The 20,294-nt window shown below is 62.1% G+C and carries 18 protein-coding genes; 7 read left to right on the forward strand and 11 right to left on the reverse strand.

Features of this window, described 5'->3' with window-relative positions; genetic code table 11:
• The 4 genes from fabZ to lpxB are packed head-to-tail and all read left to right on the forward strand — an operon-like array spanning nt 1 to nt 3,358.
• The gene (fabZ, locus tag ACLKMW_RS08350) at nt 1-468 is read left to right on the forward strand and encodes a 3-hydroxyacyl-ACP dehydratase FabZ (RefSeq protein ID WP_415723963.1); all 468 of its coding nucleotides are present in this window, start codon (nt 1-3) and stop codon (nt 466-468) included.
• A gap of 13 nt (nt 469-481) precedes the next feature.
• On the forward strand, nt 482-1,315 hold the full coding sequence (lpxA, locus tag ACLKMW_RS08355; protein WP_415723964.1) for an acyl-ACP--UDP-N-acetylglucosamine O-acyltransferase: 834 nt from the start codon (nt 482-484) through the stop codon (nt 1,313-1,315).
• Entirely contained in the window at nt 1,290-2,192 is a 903-nt protein-coding gene (locus ACLKMW_RS08360; RefSeq protein WP_415723965.1) for an LpxI family protein, read from the forward strand. The genes lpxA and ACLKMW_RS08360 overlap by 26 nt, the downstream gene beginning before the upstream one ends.
• Complete coding sequence (gene lpxB, locus ACLKMW_RS08365; RefSeq protein WP_415723966.1) at nt 2,189-3,358, forward strand: lipid-A-disaccharide synthase; 1,170 nt, start codon at nt 2,189-2,191, stop codon at nt 3,356-3,358. The genes ACLKMW_RS08360 and lpxB overlap by 4 nt, the downstream gene beginning before the upstream one ends.
• A 48-nt stretch (nt 3,359-3,406) precedes the next feature.
• Here lpxB and gltA read toward each other — a convergent pair whose 3' ends face one another.
• Both gltA and gltX read right to left on the reverse strand, forming a co-directional pair.
• On the reverse strand, nt 3,407-4,696 hold the full coding sequence (gltA, locus tag ACLKMW_RS08370; RefSeq protein ID WP_415723967.1) for a citrate synthase: 1,290 nt from the start codon (nt 4,694-4,696) through the stop codon (nt 3,407-3,409).
• A gap of 180 nt (nt 4,697-4,876) precedes the next feature.
• Nucleotides 4,877-6,301, reverse strand: coding sequence for a glutamate--tRNA ligase (gene gltX, locus ACLKMW_RS08375; RefSeq protein WP_415723968.1), 1,425 nt, complete (start codon nt 6,299-6,301; stop codon nt 4,877-4,879).
• 152 nt (nt 6,302-6,453) lie between these two features.
• Here gltX and ACLKMW_RS08380 point away from each other — a divergent pair, with 152 nt between their 5' ends.
• A complete protein-coding gene (locus ACLKMW_RS08380; protein WP_415723969.1) occupies nt 6,454-8,913 on the forward strand; it encodes a ComEC/Rec2 family competence protein in 2,460 nt (819 codons plus the stop codon).
• Nucleotides 8,914-9,198: 285 nt separating this feature from the next.
• Here ACLKMW_RS08380 and lexA read toward each other — a convergent pair whose 3' ends face one another.
• The 3 genes from lexA to ACLKMW_RS08395 all read right to left on the reverse strand — a co-directional run bounded on the left by lexA (nt 9,199) and on the right by ACLKMW_RS08395 (nt 11,438).
• Nucleotides 9,199-9,918, reverse strand: coding sequence for a transcriptional repressor LexA (lexA, locus tag ACLKMW_RS08385; protein WP_415723970.1), 720 nt, complete (start codon nt 9,916-9,918; stop codon nt 9,199-9,201).
• Between the two features lie 118 nt (nt 9,919-10,036).
• Nucleotides 10,037-10,654, reverse strand: a complete 618-nt coding sequence (locus ACLKMW_RS08390; RefSeq protein WP_415723971.1) for a PilZ domain-containing protein — start codon at nt 10,652-10,654, stop codon at nt 10,037-10,039.
• Between the two features lie 145 nt (nt 10,655-10,799).
• Nucleotides 10,800-11,438, reverse strand: a complete 639-nt coding sequence (locus ACLKMW_RS08395) for a PAS domain-containing protein (protein WP_415723973.1) — start codon at nt 11,436-11,438, stop codon at nt 10,800-10,802.
• Nucleotides 11,439-11,828: 390 nt separating this feature from the next.
• Between ACLKMW_RS08395 and ACLKMW_RS08400 the strand changes: the two genes are divergently transcribed.
• Nucleotides 11,829-12,557, forward strand: coding sequence for a rhomboid family intramembrane serine protease (locus tag ACLKMW_RS08400; RefSeq protein WP_415723974.1), 729 nt, complete (start codon nt 11,829-11,831; stop codon nt 12,555-12,557).
• A 147-nt stretch (nt 12,558-12,704) separates the two neighbouring features.
• Complete coding sequence (locus ACLKMW_RS08405) at nt 12,705-13,136, forward strand: CBS domain-containing protein (protein ID WP_415724105.1); 432 nt, start codon at nt 12,705-12,707, stop codon at nt 13,134-13,136.
• A 129-nt stretch (nt 13,137-13,265) separates the two neighbouring features.
• On the opposite strand, the gene ACLKMW_RS08410 is transcribed toward ACLKMW_RS08405, so the two are convergent.
• From ACLKMW_RS08410 to ACLKMW_RS08435, 6 genes are all read right to left on the reverse strand, one after another.
• On the reverse strand, nt 13,266-13,550 hold the full coding sequence (locus tag ACLKMW_RS08410; RefSeq protein ID WP_415723975.1) for an acylphosphatase: 285 nt from the start codon (nt 13,548-13,550) through the stop codon (nt 13,266-13,268).
• Between the two features lie 363 nt (nt 13,551-13,913).
• Nucleotides 13,914-15,743, reverse strand: coding sequence for a TniQ family protein (locus ACLKMW_RS08415; protein ID WP_415723976.1), 1,830 nt, complete (start codon nt 15,741-15,743; stop codon nt 13,914-13,916).
• Nucleotides 15,740-16,855: an ATP-binding protein gene (locus ACLKMW_RS08420; protein WP_415723977.1), complete on the reverse strand. Its 1,116-nt coding sequence runs from the start codon at nt 16,853-16,855 to the stop codon at nt 15,740-15,742. Before ACLKMW_RS08420 ends, ACLKMW_RS08415 begins: the two co-directional genes overlap by 4 nt.
• Before the next feature lie 3 nt (nt 16,856-16,858).
• Entirely contained in the window at nt 16,859-19,225 is a 2,367-nt protein-coding gene (locus ACLKMW_RS08425; RefSeq protein WP_415723978.1) for a transposase, read from the reverse strand.
• 26 nt (nt 19,226-19,251) lie between these two features.
• On the reverse strand, nt 19,252-19,860 hold the full coding sequence (locus ACLKMW_RS08430; protein ID WP_415723979.1) for a hypothetical protein: 609 nt from the start codon (nt 19,858-19,860) through the stop codon (nt 19,252-19,254).
• A 53-nt stretch (nt 19,861-19,913) separates the two neighbouring features.
• The gene (locus tag ACLKMW_RS08435; RefSeq protein WP_415723980.1) at nt 19,914-20,063 is read right to left on the reverse strand and encodes a hypothetical protein; all 150 of its coding nucleotides are present in this window, start codon (nt 20,061-20,063) and stop codon (nt 19,914-19,916) included.
• Between the last annotated feature and the right edge of the window lie 231 nt (nt 20,064-20,294).

Raw genomic sequence — 20,294 nt, forward strand, 5'->3', positions numbered from 1 at the left:
ATGGCTGAAGAAACGCTGTCGACCCTCGAGGCGGTGGACATCATGGGCTTGATGAAGCTCCTGCCGCATCGTTATCCATTCCTGCTGGTCGATCGCATCATCGACATCGATGCCGACAACTCCGCCATCGGCATCAAGAATGTTTCCATCAACGAGCCGCATTTCCAGGGCCATTTCCCCGAGCAACCGGTAATGCCGGGTGTGCTCATCATCGAGGCGATGGCGCAGACCGCGGGTGCCATCTGCATCAGGAGCCAGGAAACCGAAAGCCCCTCGCTGGTCTATTTCATGACCATCGACAATGCGAAGTTCCGGCGCCCGGTGGTCCCTGGCGACCGCCTTCACATCCATGTGAACAAACTCAAAAAGCGCGGCAATATCTGGCGTTTCGCTTGCGAAGCCAAGGTGGACGGCGCAAAGGCTGCGGAAGCGGAAATTTCCGCGATGATGTCGCCCCCCACATCCTGATCAGCGAGACCGTATGCAGTCGCAAGCATTTATTCATCCGTCGTCAGTCGTCGAAGAAGGCGCAAACATTGCCGCCAGCGCTCACATCGGACCCTTCTGCCACATAGGCAAGGATGCGGTGATCGAGGAGGGTGTCAGGCTGGTCGGCCATGTCACGATCATGAGCGCGACGACGATCGGTGAAGGCTGCACCGTTTATCCGCAGGTTGTGCTTGGCGGCCCGCCGCAGAATCTCAGCCACAAAGGTGGCCGCACGACGCTAACGATCGGGAGGAATTGCACGATCCGGGAGTTCGTCACCATGCATACCGGAAGCGACAATGCGCGCGGCGCTACCATCATCGGCGACAATTGCACCTTCCTTGCCTATTCGCACGTCGCGCATGATTGCACGGTCGGAAACAATGTCACGCTGACCAATGGCGCGACACTAGGCGGTCATTGTGAGATCGGCGACAATGTCGGCATCGGCGGGCTGAGTGCGGTGCATCAGTTCGTGCGCGTCGGCCACAATGCATTCCTCGCGGGCGGTTCAATGATCGTCGGCGATGTCATTCCCTATGCCATCGCCATGGGCAACCGTGCGAAACTGCGCGGTCTGAATGTCGTCGGCCTGCGGCGTTCAGGCATGTCGAAAGCCGAGATCATGACGTTGCGGCGCGCTTATCAAACCATTTTCGACCGTGCGCGGCCCGTCAGCGAGAATGTCGAAATCGCCCGCGTCGAATTCGCGGATTCGCCGGCAGCCATGAAAATCGTCGATTTCATCAGCGCGCGCGGCAAGCGTCACTACGCGGTGCCGCCGCTGAAGGGTGCCGTCGATGACGACGCCGACGATCAGGACTGAATTCGCGCAACGCACCAGCCTGAAACCCGGCGATAGGATAGCGATCGTTGCCGGTAGCGGAAGACTTCCCGTCAATGTTGCCGAGAGCCTTTCGGCGGCGGCTCATTCCCCGTTTATCGTCATGATCGCTGGTGAGGTGGATCAGCAGGCCGACCTGGCGGCATTCGAGCATCAAAGCCTTCCGCTTGAGGATATTGCCGGCCTGGTGCCGCTGCTGAAACGCCATTCCATTACTCATGTCATCCTTGCGGGCGGCATCGGCCGGCGGCCGAACTGGCGCGCCTTCCGGCCGCGCCTTTCGTTGGTGACCCTTCTGCCGCGGGCACTTGCAGCACTTGGAAAAGGCGATGACGGCCTGCTCAGGGCCCTGGTGCGGATGCTGGAAGGATATGGCTTCAAGGTTATTGGCGCACACCAGGTTGTCCCCGACCTGCTGGCCGCTGAGGGCAACATGACCAATGCGAAGCCGCTGAAGACCGACTGGCGCGATCTCGATGCGGCTCTGCAGGCTGCCCGTGCGATCGGCGCGCTCGATATCGGGCAGGGCGCGGTCTCGATCGGCGGCCGCGTGGTGGCGCTGGAGGGCATTGAAGGCACCGATGAGATGCTTGGCCGTGTCGCTTCGTTGCGCGGCCATGGGCGAATTGCCGGCAAGAAGCGCGGCGTGCTGGTGAAGAGCTCGAAACCGGGCCAGGAACTGCGTGCCGACCTTCCGACCATTGGTCCGCTGACCGTGGACGTCGCCCATGCGGCGGGGCTGGCCGGCATTGGCATAGAGGCAGGTAGTTCGCTGATCCTCGACTATCGCTCGATGGTGGAGCGGGCCGATGCTCTTGGCCTTTTCATTGTCGGTCTACACGCAGGAAAGCCGCAATGAGCGACGCTCGCCCGCTGAAAATCGCCATCGTCGCCGGCGAGGAATCCGGCGATCTGCTTGGGGCCGATATTGTCAGTGCCTTGCAGCGCATCACCGGCCGCGAGGTTCGACTGGTCGGCGTTGGCGGCCGCCATCTCGAGGCGCTCGGCTTGCGGCCGATCTTCGACGGCAGCGATATCGCGCTGATGGGGTTCACCGCGATATTGCGCGATCTTCCGCGCCTTGTCCGCCGTATCGGCGAGGCGGCTCGCACTATCGTTGCCGAAAAGCCCGATTGCCTGATCACCATCGACAGCCCGGATTTCACCCTACGGGTCGCAAGGAAGGTGCGCGCTGCCGACTCTTCCATTCCGATCGTACATTATGTCTGCCCAAGCGTTTGGGCGTGGCGGCCGGGCAGGGCGCCGGCGATGAAGAACCATATCGATCACGTGCTGTGCATCCTGCCGTTCGAAGCAGCGGAGCTTGCGCGGTTGGGCGGCCCGCCAGGAACTTATGTCGGCCATCGCCTGACCCGCGACGCAGGCATCGAGGTTGCAGCCCAAGGCCAAGAATTGCCCCGCAATTCGGATCCGTCGCGCGAAAAGGTGCTGCTTCTGCTGCCGGGCTCGCGGAAAGGCGAAGTGCGCAGCCTGCTTGACCCGTTTGGCAAAACCGTTTCGGTGTTGAGGGCGCGCGGCCACCGGCTGCGGCTTTTGCTGCCCACTGTCCCGCATGCCGTCGGCCTCGTGGCCGCCTCGGTGGCAGGCTGGGAACAAAAGCCTGAAATCATCCTCGAGCCGGCGCGCAAATGGCAGGCGTTTGGCGAAGCGGATGCCGCGTTGATTGCTTCCGGAACGGTCTCGCTCGAATTGGCGCTTGCCGGCGTGCCGATGGTGTCGAGTTACAAGCTCGACCCGGTGGCGCGCCTTGCGGCGGGCATGGTGACGGCCTGGTCGGCACTGCTGCCGAATCTGATAGCCGACCGGCCGATCGTGCCTGAATTCTACGATCGCTATGTGCGCCCGGAAAATCTTGCCCGCCATCTGGAAGCGCTGTTTGCCGACACCGCTCTGCGGCAATGGCAGAAGGAGGGCTTTGCCGAGGTGGCAAGGCGCATGGCGACGCAGCGCCCTTCAGGCGAGCTCGCCGCGGAAGTCGTGCTTTCCCACATTGCAGCCAAATGAAAAAGCGCCCTTGGGGGGCGCTCTTCATGGCATGCGGTAGTATTCGGTTCAGCGTTTGGCGATCGGGACGTAATCGCGCTGCGGCGCGCCGGTGTAAAGCTGACGCGGGCGGCCGATCTTTTGCTGCGGATCCTCGATCATTTCCTTCCATTGCGAAATCCAGCCGACCGTGCGTGCAACCGCAAACAGAACGGTAAACATGGTGGTCGGAAATCCAAGTGCCTTCAGGGTGATGCCGGAATAGAAGTCGATATTCGGATAGAGCTTCTTCTCGATGAAATATTCATCCGTCAGGGCGATCCGTTCGAGCTCCATGGCCACGTCCAGCATCGGGTCGTCCTTGATGCCGAGTTCGCCCAGAACCTCGTGCGTCGTCTTCTGCATGATCTTGGCGCGCGGATCGTAGTTCTTGTACACGCGGTGGCCGAAACCCATCAGACGGAATGGATCGTTCTTGTCCTTTGCGCGCTCGATGAACTCGGGAATACGATCGATATGTCCGATTTCGGAAAGCATGTTCAGCGCCGCCTCATTGGCGCCGCCATGCGCCGGGCCCCAGAGGCAGGCAATGCCGGCTGCGATGCAGGCAAAGGGGTTCGCGCCGGACGAGCCGGCAAGCCGCACCGTGGAGGTCGAGGCATTCTGTTCGTGGTCGGCATGGAGGATGAAAATCCGTTCCATGGCGCGGGCCAGCACCGGATTGACCTTGTATTCCTCACAAGGCACCGCGAAGCACATATGCAGGAAATTGGCCGCGAAATTGTATTCGTTCTTCGGGTAAACGAAGGGCTGGCCGATATGGTACTTGTAGGTCATCGCCGCGATCGTCGGCATTTTGGCGATCAGGCGGATCGAGGCGACCATGCGCTGGTGCGGGTCGGAAATATCGGTCGAGTCATGATAGAAAGCCGACAGTGCGCCGACCACGCCGCACATCACCGCCATCGGGTGCGCGTCGCGGCGAAAGCCGGTGAAGAACCGCGACATTTGCTCATGCACCATGGTGTGGCGGGTCACGCGATGGTCGAAATCGTCCTTCTGTGCCTTGGTGGGCAATTCGCCGTAAAGCAACAGGTAGCAGACCTCGAGAAAATCTCCGTGCTCGGCGAGCTGATCGATCGGATAACCGCGATGCAGCAGGACGCCCTCGTCGCCATCGATAAAGGTGATGCCGGATTCGCAGCTTGCCGTGGACGTGAAGCCCGGATCGTAGGTGAAAGCCCCGGTGTCCTTGTAGAGCGAGGCGATATTGATGACGTCTGGCCCGACGGAACCGCTTCGTACCTGCAACTCATGAGTTTTGCCGCCAAACTCCAGTTTCGCAGTCGATTCGGTCATCGCAAACTCCCTTCGGTTCATCCCGCGGTTCACGCGGTATTGTTCAATGCAATTTAGCCAGCGTCCCGTAATGCGCGCTTTTGCTAACGCATTTCCCAAGGCGTGCCAAGTTCGGCAATGGTCCTAATGTTGCACCGCAACAAGCGGGTTTCAATGTGAAATACATAGGGTGCAGACGCGCTAATCGATTTGATCTTCTATGCGTGCGAGGCTTTCTTCCCGACCCAGCACGGCCAGCACATCGAATACGCCCGGAGAGGTGGTTTTGCCGGTAAGTGCCGCGCGTAGTGGTTGTGCGACGGCGCCCAGCTTGAGGTTGCCCTGCGTCGCAAAGTCGCGAATCGCCGCTTCCGTCGAAGCCGCATTCCATGCTTCCCCGATGGCCTGAAGGGCCGCATGCGCGCCGCGCAGGATCGTGCGCGGCTGTTCGCCCAAAAGCGCTGCCGCTTTCTCTTCCATCGCCAGGGGCCGTTCGGCGAAAAGGAATGCGGCGCCATCGGCCAGTTCGACCAGGGTCTTGGCGCGTTCTTTCAGTCCTGGCATCGCCTGGCGAAGTTGCTGCTTGCGCGTTTCGTCAAGTCCGGCGGCGATCGTCTTGCCATTTTCGAGATAGGGCAGGGTTGCGATGAAGATGTCGGACAATTCGTCATCGGCCATCTTGCGCATATGCAGGCCGTTCAGCGCCTCCAGCTTCTGGAAATCGAAGCGCGCCGCACCCTTGTTGACGTCGTCTATATCGAACCAGCGGATCATCTCGTCGAGCGTCATCACTTCGTCGTCGCCATGACTCCAGCCAAGACGAACGAGATAGTTCCGGAGTGCCGCCGGCAGATAGCCCATGGCGCGATAAGCCTCGACGCCGAGCGCGCCGTGGCGTTTCGAAAGCTTGGCACCGTCCGCGCCATGGATCAGCGGTATATGCGCCGTTACCGGCACATCCCAACCCATCGCATTGTAGATGACGGTCTGGCGCGCGGCGTTGGTCAGGTGGTCGTCGCCGCGGATGATATGGGTGACGCCCATATCATGATCGTCCACCACCACCGCATGCATGTAGGTCGGATTGCCGTCCGAGCGCAGGATAATGAAATCGTCCAGGTCCTTGTTCGGAAAGCGCACGTCGCCCTGAACGCGGTCGCGGACGATCGTTTCGCCTTCGGTCGGCGCCTTGATGCGCACCGCTCCCTTGACGCCGGCCGGGGCCTCCGACGGATCGCGATCGCGCCAGCGCCCATCATAACGCGGCGGCCGGCCTTCGGCGCGCGCTTTCTCGCGCATCTCCGTCAGCTCCTCGGGAGAGGCATAGCAGTAGTAAGCCTTGCCCATGCGCACCAGCTCCTCGGCCACCTCGCGGTGGCGCGCCGCGCGCTCGAACTGGGAAACCGGCTCGCCTTCCCAATGCAGACCCAGCCAGGAAAGGCCGTCGAGGATGGCGGCCGTCGCCGCTTCGGTCGAACGCTCACGGTCGGTATCTTCGATGCGCAGCAGCATGGTGCCGCCGGTGTGGCGCGCATAAAGCCAGTTGAACAGGGCCGTGCGCGCGCCGCCGATGTGAAGAAAACCGGTGGGCGAGGGAGCAAAACGGGTAACGACGGTCTTGGACATGATTTTTCCGGAATGGATGGGCGGTCGCGGAGCCAGCAGCCGCCTCGCACATGGAAATTCGGTGGGCTTCATGTAGCATAGAGGGTTGAGGGTGCAAGGGGGAGGCTCGGGCGAAGGCGCGCCCGCTCACCCCTGTTTGTTGGGGAGGGCGGATGAGGCGGGACGCGCCCGAAGTGGACGTGGCTGTCGCGGAAGCGGATGAGCGAACGCAGTTTGCATATCCGCCGGTCGATGCTTTGGCTCCCGCCGCGGTGCCTTCGGTCGGTACAGCCTCCGGTGCTCTCCCGATTTCGCGTGCCTCGTATCCGGCACGGCTGCTAGCGCTTGCCACGTCGCGTGAGCGAATGGCGGCTGGCCTGCGCGCCGCGCTCGAACTTGAGCTGGAACGCGGCACAGCCTACCTGCTGGTTCCGGTGTTTCTGGCGCTCGGCGCTATCGTCTATTTCGCCGCGCCGCGTGAGCCCGGCTTCTTGCCTTTGCTTGGGGCTGCTACGGTAGCGGCGCTTTTCCTGCTCCTGCTGCCATCGCGGCGCGTAACTTTGCGGCTGGCGGCGACAGCCATGCTTCTGTGTATTGCCGGGGCGCTGCTCGCCAAGACCGAAACCTGGCGCGCCGGCACCAGGATCATTGGCGGCGAAATCTCCACGCAGTTGACCGGGCGGGTTGTCACCATCGAAGCGATGGCCAGCGGACGCGTTCGGCTGACCGTCGACGTGGAAAGCACCGCTCGACCCGTATTGCGCTATGCACCGGACCGCGTTCGCGTCTCCGCGCGAAAGGTCCCGCCGGAAATCCGGGTCGGTTCGCAAGTGCAGGGGATTGTCAGCCTGATTGCACCATCGGGGCCGGTGCGGCCAGGAAGCTACGACTTTTCCTTCGAAAGCTATTTCGACGGCATAGGTGCGAGCGGCTACTTTATGCGCGGACCCGAGCTATTGCCGGATATGCCGCCGGCTTCGGGTCTCAGCAACTTTTCGATCCACGTGGAAAACGCGCGAAATGCCATCGCCAAGCGAATCCGCGACGGTATCGACGGGCCGGAGGGCGAGATCGCCGCAGCCCTTGTCGTGGGGGTAAGAGCCGGCATTCCTGACGATATCAGCGAGGCGATGCGCCGAACCGGTATTTATCACATCATTTCGATATCCGGCCTGCATATGGCGCTTGTCGCCGGCACGGTAATGGGCACGTTGCGCGTCGTCTTCGCGTTGTTTCCGGCATTTGCATCGCGTCGGCCGGTTAAAAAATATGCGGCTGCCGCAGCCTTGGCGGCGATAGCTGCTTATCTGTTCATCTCAGGCGCAGAGGTCGCGGCCCAGCGCAGTTTCATCATGCTGGCGATCATGCTGATAGCACTACTGTTCGACCGTGCGGCGCTCACCCTGCGCAATCTGGCGACATCGGCAATCATCGTCATCGTCATCTCGCCGCATGAGGTCATCGGTCCGAGCTTCCAGATGTCGTTCGCGGCGACTGCGGCATTGGTCGGAGCCTATGCGATCTGGTCCGAGCGTCGGTCTGCCAGCCTGCATCGAACCTCCTTAACCGATCGTCCGCTCACCAGCGCCATGTTGAGAAAAAGCTGGGGTTTCATGGCCGCACTCGCGGTGACGTCAATCGTCGCCGGGCTGGCAACGGCCGTCTTCGGCGCCTACCACTTCCAGCGCGTCTCGCCGCTCAGCCTCGTGGCGAACCTTGCGGTAATGCCCATCGTGTCTGTCTTCGTGATGCCGTTTGCCGTCGCCGGCTCCATTGCCATGCCATTCGGTCTCGATGGGCCGTTCTTCTTCGTCATGGCCAAGGGTCTTGCCGCAATGATCGCGGTCTCGCGATGGCTCTCGCAACACTCGCCCGTTGATGCGGTGGGGCTCATTTCTGTTCATTCCGTCGTGCTGTGGACCGTGGCTCTCGTCATCGCCACTATGGCCACAACCCGGTTGCGCGTCACGGCGTTGCCATTCGCACTCGTCGGCCTCGTCACGGTCGCAAATGTCCGCCCGCCCGACATATTGGTGTCCGAAGACGCTCGACTGGTCGCAGTGCCGGTGGGCGAACAGCGCCTGGCGGTTAATCGCGCACGCCCGAACGAATTCACCATCGAAAACTGGCAGCGTGCGCTTCGGGCAGAAAAGATACTGAAGCCGGACGTTCTTAAGATGGCCAATCCAAGCGCAGCCGGCACTTTGCCGCCAGTCACGGACGGTTTCGTGTGCGATGCCGGACTTTGCCTCGTACGTCATGTTTCAGGCGCAGTGATTGCACATGCGCTTGACGCGGCATCAGCCAAACCTGCATGCGGACAGGCGGCCGTAGTAGTGGTCGATGATGCGACGGCGAGTAATGTATGCGAAAACCGTCGGACGCTGGTGGTCACCAAACGCGAGCTTGCGAGATATGGGAGCGCTGCAATCCAATTATCCGAGGCAGCGACTGGTTCACGAGCCGAAATCAGCTTTGCCATTAGCCGTCCGTATCGTCCGTGGCATACTCAACGGCGCTTCTCGCGCGAGGCTCGTGGATTGCCGCCCTACCGCCGAAAGGCGCCTCGGCGGGCAAATGCGTCTAATGCAGATGCAACAACCAGTTCGGGAGACAGTCGGACGCTCAAATAAACGGACACGAGCAACAGCACATCTCACCCCAAGCGCCCCGGTCTCGCGTAAACGCACTCAAGTGGTATCCGGTGATGCCAGCGATTAGCCGAGGCCAGGGCATGACCGTAAGAGTGTAAGCCGGTTTCCGAAAGAATTCCTGGGTGTCGATTGGGGCGCATGGCGCTCCAAGGAGTAAAAGCTGGGGCGCAGAAGCTCCCGCAATCTCACCCTGTCATCTGGAAGCGAAGGGCTGGCCTCAACGCAATCGAGACCAGGGAAGGCGCACCTGCCGCCGAAAGACCCTCAGTAGCGGCGGATCAACCCGACCAGCTTACCCTGCACCTTCACGCGATCCGGTCCGAAAATGCGCGTCTCATAGGCCGGATTGGCCGCCTCCAGCGCGATTGACGCGCCCTTGCGGCGAAACCGTTTCAGCGTCGCCTCTTCCTCATCCACCAATGCCACGATGATCTCGCCAGGATTGGCGGTGCTGGCATTGCGAATGATAACCGTATCTCCGTCGAAAATGCCGGCCTCGATCATCGAGTCGCCCTTGACCTCCAGAGCGTAATGTTCGCCGCCGGCGATCATCTCCGGCGGCACGGAGATGGAATGGGTCTTGTGCTGGATTGCGTCGATCGGCACGCCGGCGGCGATGCGCCCCATCACCGGAATCGAAACGGAGGCGTTTGAATCGTCGTTCTCCGCCACAGGCCCGCGAGCAGGCTCGGGCGAGCGGCGCCCAAGGCTGCCTTCGATGACGCTTGGCGAAAACTTCGCGCGTTGCGGCGCAAGACCGGGCGCGATGGAATCGGGCAGGCGCAGAACTTCCAGCGCCCGAGCCCGATTGGGCAAGCGCCTGATGAAGCCTCTTTCCTCCAAGGCGGTGATCAGCCGATGGATGCCGGATTTCGAAGCAAGATCCAGAGCCTCCTTCATCTCGTCGAAGGAGGGTGGTATGCCCGACTCCTTCAGGCGTTCATGAATGAAGACGAGAAGCTCGTGTTGTTTGCGCGTGAGCATCGCCACCCCGAAGAATCAAAGAAAAACAAACCCGGAACAAACACTATCTGTTCCAGTTGTGTTCCGCAACCGTTTAAATCGGTGAAAAGTGGGAGAGAGACGCGTCTCGGAGCGCAGATCAGGAAAGGCTTCGGCTGAACTCGGCATCCAGCGATTCCGGCCGCTGTATGACGGCGAATTCGATAGCCACGCCATCCTCGAAATGGCGTACCACCTGTCCACGCATCGTTCCGAGCGTGACCTGAACGCCTAGGGCCGGCTTTACGCTGATTTCGATCGCAGCGCCCGACAGCGACAGATCGATGATCCGGCACTGATATTGTCGCCCGTCGGTGAGTTGCAATGTGCTCATTGGATTGCGCGGTGCGACACGCTCATGGCGGCGGTCTTCCGGCAGGTCGAGTTCATGCTTGTTGGCAAGCCATGTCAACTGTGCGGCGAGTTTGTCCTTCTTGCGGTCGGAGGCGATGATCGTCATCGCAAATCCGTCTTGCATAGTGCGGGTCACGACCCCCTCGACGCGGCCGATATGATCGATATAGGCGATGACTTTTTCGCCGGGGTTGCCGATGCGGTCGCAACGCAGCGCGACATTGCCCGGTGACATATCGACCACCTGGCAGGGGTGTTCCGTGCGATCTTCGAGCATGAAGCGGCCATAGATTTTCACGCGGACGCGTTGAAAGCCGCGCTTTTCTACCGCAGTTGGCGCCTGGTGGATCGCCGCCGCCCTCATGATGCCCCTGTTCGCTCGAATTCCCGCATGGCTGCGCCAGTTTCTAGCCGCTAAATTACGCCACACTGGTTAACGAGCCGTAGCCACGAGGGCGGCAGCGTGCCGTCGTCATTGGGCCACGCCAGGGGACTGCAAGGGCAGGGATCTACTCGTCGAGCCCGCCGGGAAGCACGACGAGGTGACGTATGCGTCGGCCACCACGGAGAGAATCAGCCGATTCCGAGAGCGTTTTCTGGCTGGGGGCGAGCGGCGGCACGGTGACGGCTGGACGGTTTTTCAGGAACATCGGCTCACAGTCGGGATCGACGACCCGAACCGACTCGATCAGCGCATCGGTTATGGGGTCGGCGCCAAGCCAGAACGGCCTCTCGCCTGGAGTGACAATGCCGATGGCGCGCGGGCTTTCCACGCCACCTTCAAGCGGCAGCAGAAGCAGCTCGAACGGATTGGATTTGCCGCACCGCGTGCGGCCCTCGAAAACGACGACGACGACGGACTTGGCATGAAAGACGCCGTAGGCCAGCCGCGCGAGCAGCCGCCTGTCCTTTTCGCGCCACAGGGAGGGAAATGAAAAGCCCTTGAGCTCGCGCCCATATGTGGCGCAAAGCCGGGTGCCGGCGAGGCGGAATACCGCTTCACCGCGCGTGTCGCGCTCCAGAATGAAAGTGTCGGCCAACAGCGTCTTGATGTCGGCCGGCTCGACCTCTGTCCGCCTCGGTGCGGGACGCCCGTCCCGCAGTCGATTCCAATAATGGAACAGGTCGATCGATCCGTTCTGTTTCATACCGCTCCGCTCCGCACAATCTGCCGTCCGGTGTTCCATCGACAAACAGAAAGGCGTTGTTCGAGGAACTACATGCGGGGCGAAGCAGGTTGCGTGCCAGAGCGTATGCCGGCTTGTTAACCGATCGGATGTGTTAAGGTTAATGATTGGTATACGTTGCGGAGTAGAGAGCTGTATGGCACGTTGAAACCACTCCAGCAGCGGTCGCCTCGCGGCGATCGGCAGCACTTCAGTCAAGGTTTTTGGGAGAGCAGGGGGGCTCGACCGGCCGTCCAGCAGAAACGCTGGGCGGCTTTTTTCTTGGTGATTCGCCCATGCCGGGGTTAGAGGCTGCAGGCGCCCGCGCCCGACTTGGATGCTGCGAAGGGTTGCCGTGTAGCTGGAGACAAGATGACCGAGCGGAATCCAAATGAATATGACGGGGCCGATAAGGTTCGCCGCCGCGGCGAGCCGATGTTCAATTTGCCCGGCATTGTGATCGCGGCCATCGGCCTTTGCGTCGGCATCCATCTGCTGCGCGTCTACGTGCTGACGCAGGAGCAGGATATCGGGGTTCTGTTGCGTGCGGCCTTTATCCCGATCCGCTATTCGGGGCAGTTCATCATCGACGTCTATGCCTTCACCAGCCCTTTCACCTATGCGTTCCTGCACGGCGGCGTTGCGCACCTGCTGGTCAACATGATCTGGCTTGCCGCCTTTGGCTCCCCACTGGCAAACCGGCTGGGAGCGCTGCGGTTTTCGCTGTTCTGGGCCGTGTCGGGGCTTGCCGCCGCCGGGCTGCACTACGGCCTGCATCCGCTGGACCAGGCACCGTTGGTCGGCGCCTCCGGCGCGATTTCGGGCATGATGGGGGCTGCCGCGCGATTCGGCTTTCATATCGATCGTTCGTCCGGGAAGCCGGCTTTCGCCGGCCTGCCGCTGCCGGTGGCAGCCGTCTTTCGTTCACGCACCGTCGTGACGTTTCTGGTCGTGTGGATGATCGTCAACCTGGTCACCGGCATCGTGGGCTTTGCGCCCGGCGAGGCGGACCGCATCGCGTGGGAAGCGCATGTCGGCGGCTTTCTGGTCGGTTTCTTCGGCATCCAATTTTTCGAACCAAAGCGGATGTCGCAGCGTTAGGGAAAGCCTGTGTACTGCGGTACGCCGCAAATTGGGAGCCGCTTGAAATGATCCCGATCCCGGCGCACCATGGTTGCGACGGGGCAAGCTTTTGCGGATGTCCGCGACGGCTTTGAAGATTACGAATAGGAGGTCGCCATGGTCGCCATGACCGTGAAGGCAATTCTGGAAGAGAAAGGCCACGATGTTTTCACGCTTGGTCCCAACGAGAAGTTGGCTGATGCGGTAAGAATCATGGTCGATCACCGGGTCGGCGCGCTGGTGATCACCAATGGCGACCATAAGATCGTCGGTATACTGTCGGAGCGCGACATCGTCCGGACCCTCGCCAGGGAAGGCGCGGCCGCGCTGGATCAGGCTGTTCGCATCGCGATGACCCCGAAGGTCAACATCTGCAACGAACATCATACCGTCAACGAAGTCATGGAGATCATGACCAAGGGAAGGTTTCGGCATCTGCCGGTTGAGAAAAACGGCCTGCTCGATGGCATCGTTTCGATCGGCGACGTGGTCAAGCGCCGTATCGAGGAAGTCGAACGCGAGGCCGAGGAGATCAGGGCGTATATCGCAACTGCTTAGCCCCTAACGCGAGGAGCGCATCGGCTTTAGCCGCATTCCCGATCAATCCGGAATGCGGCAAGGCGCTAAGGATAGGTGCACGGTCTTATCGTTCCGGTGGCCCGAGGCGGCGAGCCAGATGGCTCCGCTTCAGCCAGTGATCCTGAAGCTGGTCGGCGCCTGGTCGGCATCGGCTTCGTCAGACGTAACGCTGGTGACGGATGCCCCGGGCGGGCCGAGCCGAAAGCGTTGCAGCATCGTTGAAACCGCGGCATCCGATCCTGCGATGAGCGCTGCCACGGAGCCGTCATTCTCGTTGCGAACCCATCCGGTCAGACCGAGCCTCTCCGCCTCGTCCCGGGTCCAGACGCGGAAACTGACGCCCTGCACCCGGCCCTCGATGCGCACCAGCATCGCCTTGCGTTCACCCTTCATTGCTAGCTCCTAGATCGACGTGCGTCCTGACGGACGCATACTGTCGATCTATCTCTTTGTTGGAGCATCGGATTCTTCCGAAAACGGCTTCCACTTTGCGGTCCACCGCGCGTCCGGTTGGTGGACTCGCAAGCATCATAAGGTCCAGTCCCCTGATGCGTCATTAATTCTCGCTCAGCTTGCTAGGTAAGTAGCTGGAATCGCGATACATTTTATAGCATCACGTCAACGCTGCTCATCGCTTACTCGCACGAAGTCTGCTCAGAATCCTTGTTTCGGCTGGGACTACCTGCTTGCGAACGTAAGAAAACCCCCGGCCCGGAGGGGACGGGGGTTGGAAGGCTGCGGAATGCGTTCTGGTGCCTACGGGATGTCGGACCTGCGGTAGAGCGTTTGCTTCAGCTCGTCAGGATCGCCGACCGGGACCACTCCGGCGGCGACAAGCGCTTTCTTCACCCGCGCGAAATGCTCGCCCCGTTCCCGCGCCAACGTGTGCAGCGACACGTACTCCTGTCGGAACCGCTGCAAGTCCTCCTCGCGGACGATCGGCTGCATCCATCCGGTCACGGGATTCTTCACGGTTTCGGCTGTCAGCAATCCGTTCTCGACCAGGGCCTTTACCGCATAGGTCCCCGCGGAAAGGAGTTTCTCAAGGTCGCGCAAGGAGTGCCCCTCGTAGGCGGGGCCCGTTACGAGCGGCCGGACCTCCTCTGCATCCACGAAGACGGAAAGGAATCCCGCCTGGCCGGGATCGCGGCCCACCCGGGTGAGCTTCCCGTCCAGCACCAGCGTGACGACATCCATCACGGCGCAGCAGGAGTGCCTGGCGGCTGCGATCAGCGGGACCATTTCAGGATCGCCGTGGAGGGCCGGATCGGCATCGCGCAGCAGCCGCTCGAGAAAGTGGTCGAGATCGCTCTTGAGGAACGCATGTGCGCCCTTGACCCGGCCGCCATCCATCATCGGCTTGATGAAGGCCCGCTCCATTAGGCCACGGTCGTGTGGGCGGGGAACGTTCAGGTAGTCTCGGGCCCGTTCCATGCTCATGGACTCCGCCAGTCCCTTCAGGAGAGCCTCGGCTTCTGCCGCGTCGAACGTGACCTTGTTGTTGGCGGGGCCGCTGACACCGCTGTCTGTCAGGTTTGCCCGCTGGAGCATCCGGCGCATTCGCTTTGGGTGCAGCCCGAATTCCTGCGACGCGGACCGGACCGAGTGCTTCCGGCGCACGGCAATCTGACGGCCGAACAGAACGTCGCCGGGCCCGAAGGCCAGCGTGTCCAGGGAGTGGTCCACGATGATGTCGCGTACCGGATCGTAGGCTTTGTCGCGGCATTCGTGAGCCAGCCAGTCGTACAAGCGCCCGTACATAACCTTGGGCCCCTTGGCCGAGCGGCTGTCCTGGAAAGGAGCCTGAAGCTCGTTAAGAAACGCCCTGATCCCCGCGGTGCCCTTGTCAACGATGTGGAAGCCCGAGGCCTCACAGCGCCGTGCATCGTCGTCGTCCAAGTCATCCAGAACAACACCAGGCCCGCGAGCCGCGACCGCGCCGACCACGAACGGGAGGTGCAGGGCCGCATACATAGGCAACCCATCAAGCCACGATCCGGCAGTCCTGCCGTCCAGTCGCCGGAGGAGATAGCGTTCGAACGGCGACGGCGAGCGCGGTACCGCAGCGTCCAGCAACGACTGCAACCGGGGAACGGCGTCCGCAACTATTCGAGATGTGTCGTGGATGACGTTCGGGCCATCGAGCTTTCCGACTTCAGCTAGAGCCATTCCGTGCTTGGCACAGGTTCGGACCCCGCGGATGAGCCACATGCTCCGGCGGTGCGGCCGGGCGGCGACGCGGCAGTCGAGGCGCTTCACGTCCTCGGCCATACAGGCGGGACACATCCGAACGCGGTTGCGGACGAGGCTCGACTGCAGGAGGTCCTGGCCCTTGTGCCGGAACTGCCGCTTCGGGCCGCCGACACGGGTGAATGACTCCCGCAGGAGCCGATCTGGGTTCACGCCCGCGAGGTCGGCGAGCGCGCGGACCGCCTCCGGTTCGCCGTTGATGATAGCGCGCGGGTGGATGCCGAAGTCGCGGCAGAACTCGCGCATGTCATCCCGGTAGGCCCTCGTCGCCAGCCGCGAGGCAAAGTCCGGCGGGGTCTCGTGGTTCCCGAGGTCCAAGGTCAGCGAGAGCTTCATTTCGTGACTCCCTTCGTGCAGCGCCCCTTCGGCTTGCGTGCTCCGGTAGGTTTACCGGCCTCGTCAAGAAGATCCTCATAGAGGGCGGACTCGACAGGGATGGCGGTCCAGTCTTCGGCGAGGAACGGATTGAGATCGTCGTTCCTCACTCCCGTCCGGATGGCGTACACATCCGCGAAATGGCCGATGCCGAGTTCCCCGCCGCCCTCCACCATCAGGCATTCCGCGATCGCGTCCTGCACGTACTCCAGGGCGATCCCGAACTGGTAGGTGGACGCGTGGAGAAGGCGGTGCGCGAACGCTACGGACTGAAGCTCGCTACAGCCGACGGAAGGGCAAAGAGCCACTATGTCCCTCATCATCTGAAGAACATCGGTCGCGTGCTCAGGGAATGTGAGGGTCTCGAAAGGAAGGACGCGTACCCGCCGTTTCATCGAAGCGTCGTTTTGGCAGAAGCGCGACAGCTCCGGCAGGCCGGACAGGATCAACCAGATGGGCCAGTCCGCTTCCTGCATCATCCGCTTGAAGGTGTTCTCCACCTCCTGGGCCATGCTGTCGCACTTGATCTCGTCGCCGTGTTGCGCCTCATCGATGTGCAGAATTCGCAGGCCGAACTCCGCCATCAGCTCGCGAACGACAGGCCAGACCTTGCTGTGCTGGATTTCCCGACGGCCGTGATAGCCTAGCTTGCGGGCGATTTCGTTGCCGAGTGCCCCCAGCGTGAACGGGGAAGGTGCCACTACAGACAGCAGCGGGCACCATTCGCCTGCCTTGCCGAAGCCCTCGAACTCGGGACGGCTTGCGAAGGCATGTGCGAGCGCCCGGCTTTTGCCCGCCCCCGCCTTCCCGGTGACAACCAGCGCACGGCCCCCGCGAACCATGCCTTCCGCAGCGGCTACGCCGGGCTGCTGGCCAAGCTCGAGCAACATCGAGTCCAAAAGCCAGTCGATCTGCTCGTTGAGCTGCTCGTCGTAAACGGTTGGCAGGTAGACAGAAAGGACCCGGCCTACCGCCTCGTTCACCATCCGGCGCTTGTCGGTCTGGTTGGACACGATCCGGTTGAGGAATTTGGCGGAGATGTTGCCTACAGTCGGGGGATTCATCATGTTCATCGGTCAGTCCCTCCTGAGAAAGTTCGAGCCCAGGCGACCCCGGCGGCGCGCCACGGGACGCTGCGGCTCGTCGCCATCGTCTTCTTCGTCATTGCCCGGTGCGGCTTTTGCCGCCTGATCGGCGCTGTCGTCGGCTGCCTGACTGCTGCCTTCGGCCTCCTGCGCTTCAGGCGCGTCGCCTTCCAGTCCTTCGAATGCGCGCCCCCGCTCCCCAGCGACAGTGTAGTCGAAATGCTGCACCAGTTCCTTCTCGTGCTTCAGCAGCTGGTCGTTAGACATCGTCGACGGGCCGATGCCTGCAGCTGCCGCGGAATGCCGGCCCGCCTCGCGGATGTCCCGAAGCGCGGCAAGCACGATATGCTCCCGGAGTTTCGCTACGCTGGCATGCTTGCGGCGTAGGGCAGCGCTTGCCTCCATCCACAGCGCGGCGGACACACCCTCCATGTCGAGTTCGCAGGGAACCGCGAACCACTCCGCGCCGGGAATGTTCCTGGAAACCCAGATCGTGCCAAGGTTCTCCAGGTCGGCCCTCATCCGGATGTCTGCCTGCCCGATGGACTTGCGAAGGTTGGCAACGTCGGTGGAGCGGTAATACAGCCCGAGGAAGCGCACGCCCCGGTTCTGGATGCGCCTGTTGTCCGAGAAGCCGAACACAGTCCTGATCACGTGCGGTGCAGGCGGCGGCAGCACCTTGTAGAGCGCCGCCCGCTCCTCCCAGGCGTCGTTCGGGGTCTGGCCGCCCAAGCCGGCATGCGGCGAGTTGTGGTAGACATCGACGATGTAGCGCACCAACGCCTTCCCAAGCGTTTCCGTGACCATGTGAGCGACCGCGTCCGCGTCATAGTCGCCCTTGTCGTCAACACCTGAGAACGTCCGGCCCTGGAAGAACTGCATCAGTTGCAGGTCGATGGTTTGAAAGAACCGCTCAACGACGCCGCGCGCGTCAGGATGGGAAGCCGGGCCGATTTCGTTGGCGGAGCCGATGTCTCGCACCGCGCAACGGAACCCTGCGTCGATAAACTCGGAGCCGGAGTCGGTCGGCACCATGCCGGGCGTGCAAGCATGGTCCCAGGTGGAGCGGCAGCCTGCCGCCATCGCGACATCGGTCTTGTCGCGGCACGCCATCTCCAGTGTGCGGATCGCGGTGTCTGCGTCCGCGTTCCAGTTGAGCCGCGCGCCCAATACCACCTTCGTCGCCTCGTCGACCGCCGCGCAGAAGACGAGCCTAACCTTGCCAAGCTTGCCGACGAGTTCCTCCGGCATGCCCTCCCAGAATTCCTGCGGGAGCTTCAAGGTCCTGAGCTGCACGCGCCAGCAGTCGAGCGCGACACGCTCGCCGGGGAACATGGCGGACTGGATGCGGCCGCTCACCTTGTGCGTCCGGCGTGCGTAGGCTTCGCCACGTCGGGCCGCGGCGACAGCATAACTGTCCAGCTTCCGGATTGCCCGTTCGAAGGTGCTCTTCGAGGGAATGGGGAGGGGAGGGAGGCCTTGCGCTGCCCGCGCCACGTTGGTCGCGGCGAACGAAGGAGCATCCGTTCCACGGAGCGGAGGTTTGCCCTGGGCCTCCCTGCGGGCGTTTTCCTCCTCGAGCGTGACCGAACCCGTCATCAGCTTGTACAGCATCGCACCGGACCCGCGGCTGCGGTCAAGGTCCGCCTGCACCCATTTCGCCATCAGGGCGACGGAATGCGGGTCGGTGATCTTCGGAGCATGATAGCCGGCACGGCCCTTGCGGTGGTCGCGAAGCGCCAGGATGTCCCATTCATGCTGCTCAAGGACGCGAATCCAGCCGCGGATGGTCGTGGGAGACGGCGCCTTCCGGCTTACTTCGGATTTCCGGGCATTGATTTTCCGGTCGGATGACCCGCCCGCCGACGCCTGACGCGCCCATCCGGAGCCTTTGACCGCTTCCTCGTCCACGCCGTAGACCAGGTTCGCCATGACCTTGCTGATCGTCCGTCTGAGCGGTTTGTCGCACAGGCTGGTCTTGCGGTCGTCGTACATCTGCACGACATGGCGGCAAAGCTGCCAGTAGAAAGCCAGTTCCTCCCGGTCGTTATCCGGCAAGTCCCGGAGCGACTTGATGTCGGGCGAGCGGGCGAGAAGCTTCTGGCGCGACTCCTTGTTCTGCTCGATGCGCGGATCGAGCTTGCCTGCCTGCACAAGCTCGCGGAGGTCTTTCTGGGGGAAGACCTGACGAAGTTCAGAGTTCGCCAACGGACTGGCAGTAAGCACATGCCTATCGTGGCTGATGTACTTGTAGAGGACCTCGTCGAAGCCCTCCCTGATCGCGAAGACGTGGCCCGGCTCGAACCCGTAGGTGGTCGGAGCCGAAGAGCGGAATGCGTTGCCGTTGAAGATAGTCATGATGATCTCCCTGTGTTTGATGAAGGCTAGGCGCGGGCGCGCCTCACGAAGCATTCGTACGAAACCCGGGCACCGTCGCGGACCTCGAGCATGCCGTCGCCGACCAAACGGACGGCAGCGTTGAAGGCGGCTCCGCCGATGCCGGAAGCGGCGACCAGGTCGCGGAGGCGGCACCAGCCATGGAGGCCGCTCGCAATCTTAGCGACCAGGGCATCAGACGCGCCACAGGCGAGCCGCCGCGCGCGCAGCAGGAGCTGTGCGTCGTAAACATCATCGGGATGGATGTGGTCCTCAGTGCGGAGCAGGTAGATGTCGGCGAACGCCGTCCCGACCTGTTCCTTTATGAGCCGCTGCACCTCGAGGATTTGTGTCTTGGTGATCTTCTTCTTCGGCTTCACGTCAACCGCAACGCGAGTGGCGTCCCTGAGGGTCAGAAGCGCATCGAACGTGTGCTCGCCCTTCCGCCCGTCAGGCCACCTGAAGGTAACCGACGGTGGCTGATCGAGGTAATCCACCACGAGATCGCTTGCCAGCGAGATGTAGATAAAGCCGCGTTCAGGCTTGCTCTCGTAGACGTACTCCCGGTTGCCGATCACGACGGAGCCCCGGAACGAAGCAGTCGAGCGCAGCGGCATTTGACGAGACGCACGGCTCGGCTCCGGTGGAGTCCAGGACCTGGCGCGAGCGTTCAGCTCGCTATAGACAAGCTCCTTTCGGCGGCGTTGCCGTCACACCCCGCGCGGTCGAGCGGGGCGGCCGAGGACAGCCAGTCCGGACGGAGTTCCGAAGGCAGTGGCGCCAGCGGAATGAAACGGTCGATTGAAACCTTCTTGCGCATGTCGAATTCTTTCTTTCGTGGGCGACCATTCCGAAACCGAAGTGGTTGCCATGTTGGTGATAATCTAGGCCAGGCAGAATATCGCGCGTGGACAGTCGGCACGACAGGGCGTTCTCGCATGCTCGCGAGCTGTTAGCACGGCCGCGAACAAAGTGATTTCGTACGCACCTTGCCCGTGGGAGCTGCAGGGCGGCTTTAAACCGACTGGGGAACGGCTGGCACCAAAAGGAG

It is taken from the genome of Borborobacter xinjiangensis, assembly GCF_047739745.1.
GTDB lineage: Bacteria > Pseudomonadota > Alphaproteobacteria > Rhizobiales > Rhizobiaceae > Pseudaminobacter.

Excerpts from the sequence above, each read along its gene's own strand:
- ACLKMW_RS08395 (WP_415723973.1), bottom strand. The coding sequence starts at position 11,438 with ATGAAACAGAACGGATCGATCGACCTGTTCCATTATTGGAATCGACTG.
- ACLKMW_RS08400 (WP_415723974.1), top strand. The coding sequence starts at position 11,829 with ATGACCGAGCGGAATCCAAATGAATATGACGGGGCCGATAAGGTTCGC.
- gltX (WP_415723968.1), bottom strand. The coding sequence starts at position 6,301 with ATGTCCAAGACCGTCGTTACCCGTTTTGCTCCCTCGCCCACCGGTTTT.
- ACLKMW_RS08435 (WP_415723980.1), bottom strand. The coding sequence starts at position 20,063 with ATGCGCAAGAAGGTTTCAATCGACCGTTTCATTCCGCTGGCGCCACTG.
- ACLKMW_RS08360 (WP_415723965.1), top strand. The coding sequence starts at position 1,290 with ATGACGACGCCGACGATCAGGACTGAATTCGCGCAACGCACCAGCCTG.
- gltA (WP_415723967.1), bottom strand. The coding sequence starts at position 4,696 with ATGACCGAATCGACTGCGAAACTGGAGTTTGGCGGCAAAACTCATGAG.
- ACLKMW_RS08415 (WP_415723976.1), bottom strand. The coding sequence starts at position 15,743 with ATGAAGCTCTCGCTGACCTTGGACCTCGGGAACCACGAGACCCCGCCG.
- lpxA (WP_415723964.1), top strand. The coding sequence starts at position 482 with ATGCAGTCGCAAGCATTTATTCATCCGTCGTCAGTCGTCGAAGAAGGC.
- ACLKMW_RS08430 (WP_415723979.1), bottom strand. The coding sequence starts at position 19,860 with ATGCCGCTGCGCTCGACTGCTTCGTTCCGGGGCTCCGTCGTGATCGGC.
- ACLKMW_RS08410 (WP_415723975.1), bottom strand. The coding sequence starts at position 13,550 with ATGAAGGGTGAACGCAAGGCGATGCTGGTGCGCATCGAGGGCCGGGTG.
- ACLKMW_RS08380 (WP_415723969.1), top strand. The coding sequence starts at position 6,454 with ATGAGGCGGGACGCGCCCGAAGTGGACGTGGCTGTCGCGGAAGCGGAT.
- ACLKMW_RS08425 (WP_415723978.1), bottom strand. The coding sequence starts at position 19,225 with ATGACTATCTTCAACGGCAACGCATTCCGCTCTTCGGCTCCGACCACC.
- lpxB (WP_415723966.1), top strand. The coding sequence starts at position 2,189 with ATGAGCGACGCTCGCCCGCTGAAAATCGCCATCGTCGCCGGCGAGGAA.
- ACLKMW_RS08420 (WP_415723977.1), bottom strand. The coding sequence starts at position 16,855 with ATGAACATGATGAATCCCCCGACTGTAGGCAACATCTCCGCCAAATTC.
- fabZ (WP_415723963.1), top strand. The coding sequence starts at position 1 with ATGGCTGAAGAAACGCTGTCGACCCTCGAGGCGGTGGACATCATGGGC.
- ACLKMW_RS08405 (WP_415724105.1), top strand. The coding sequence starts at position 12,705 with ATGACCGTGAAGGCAATTCTGGAAGAGAAAGGCCACGATGTTTTCACG.
- ACLKMW_RS08390 (WP_415723971.1), bottom strand. The coding sequence starts at position 10,654 with ATGAGGGCGGCGGCGATCCACCAGGCGCCAACTGCGGTAGAAAAGCGC.
- lexA (WP_415723970.1), bottom strand. The coding sequence starts at position 9,918 with ATGCTCACGCGCAAACAACACGAGCTTCTCGTCTTCATTCATGAACGC.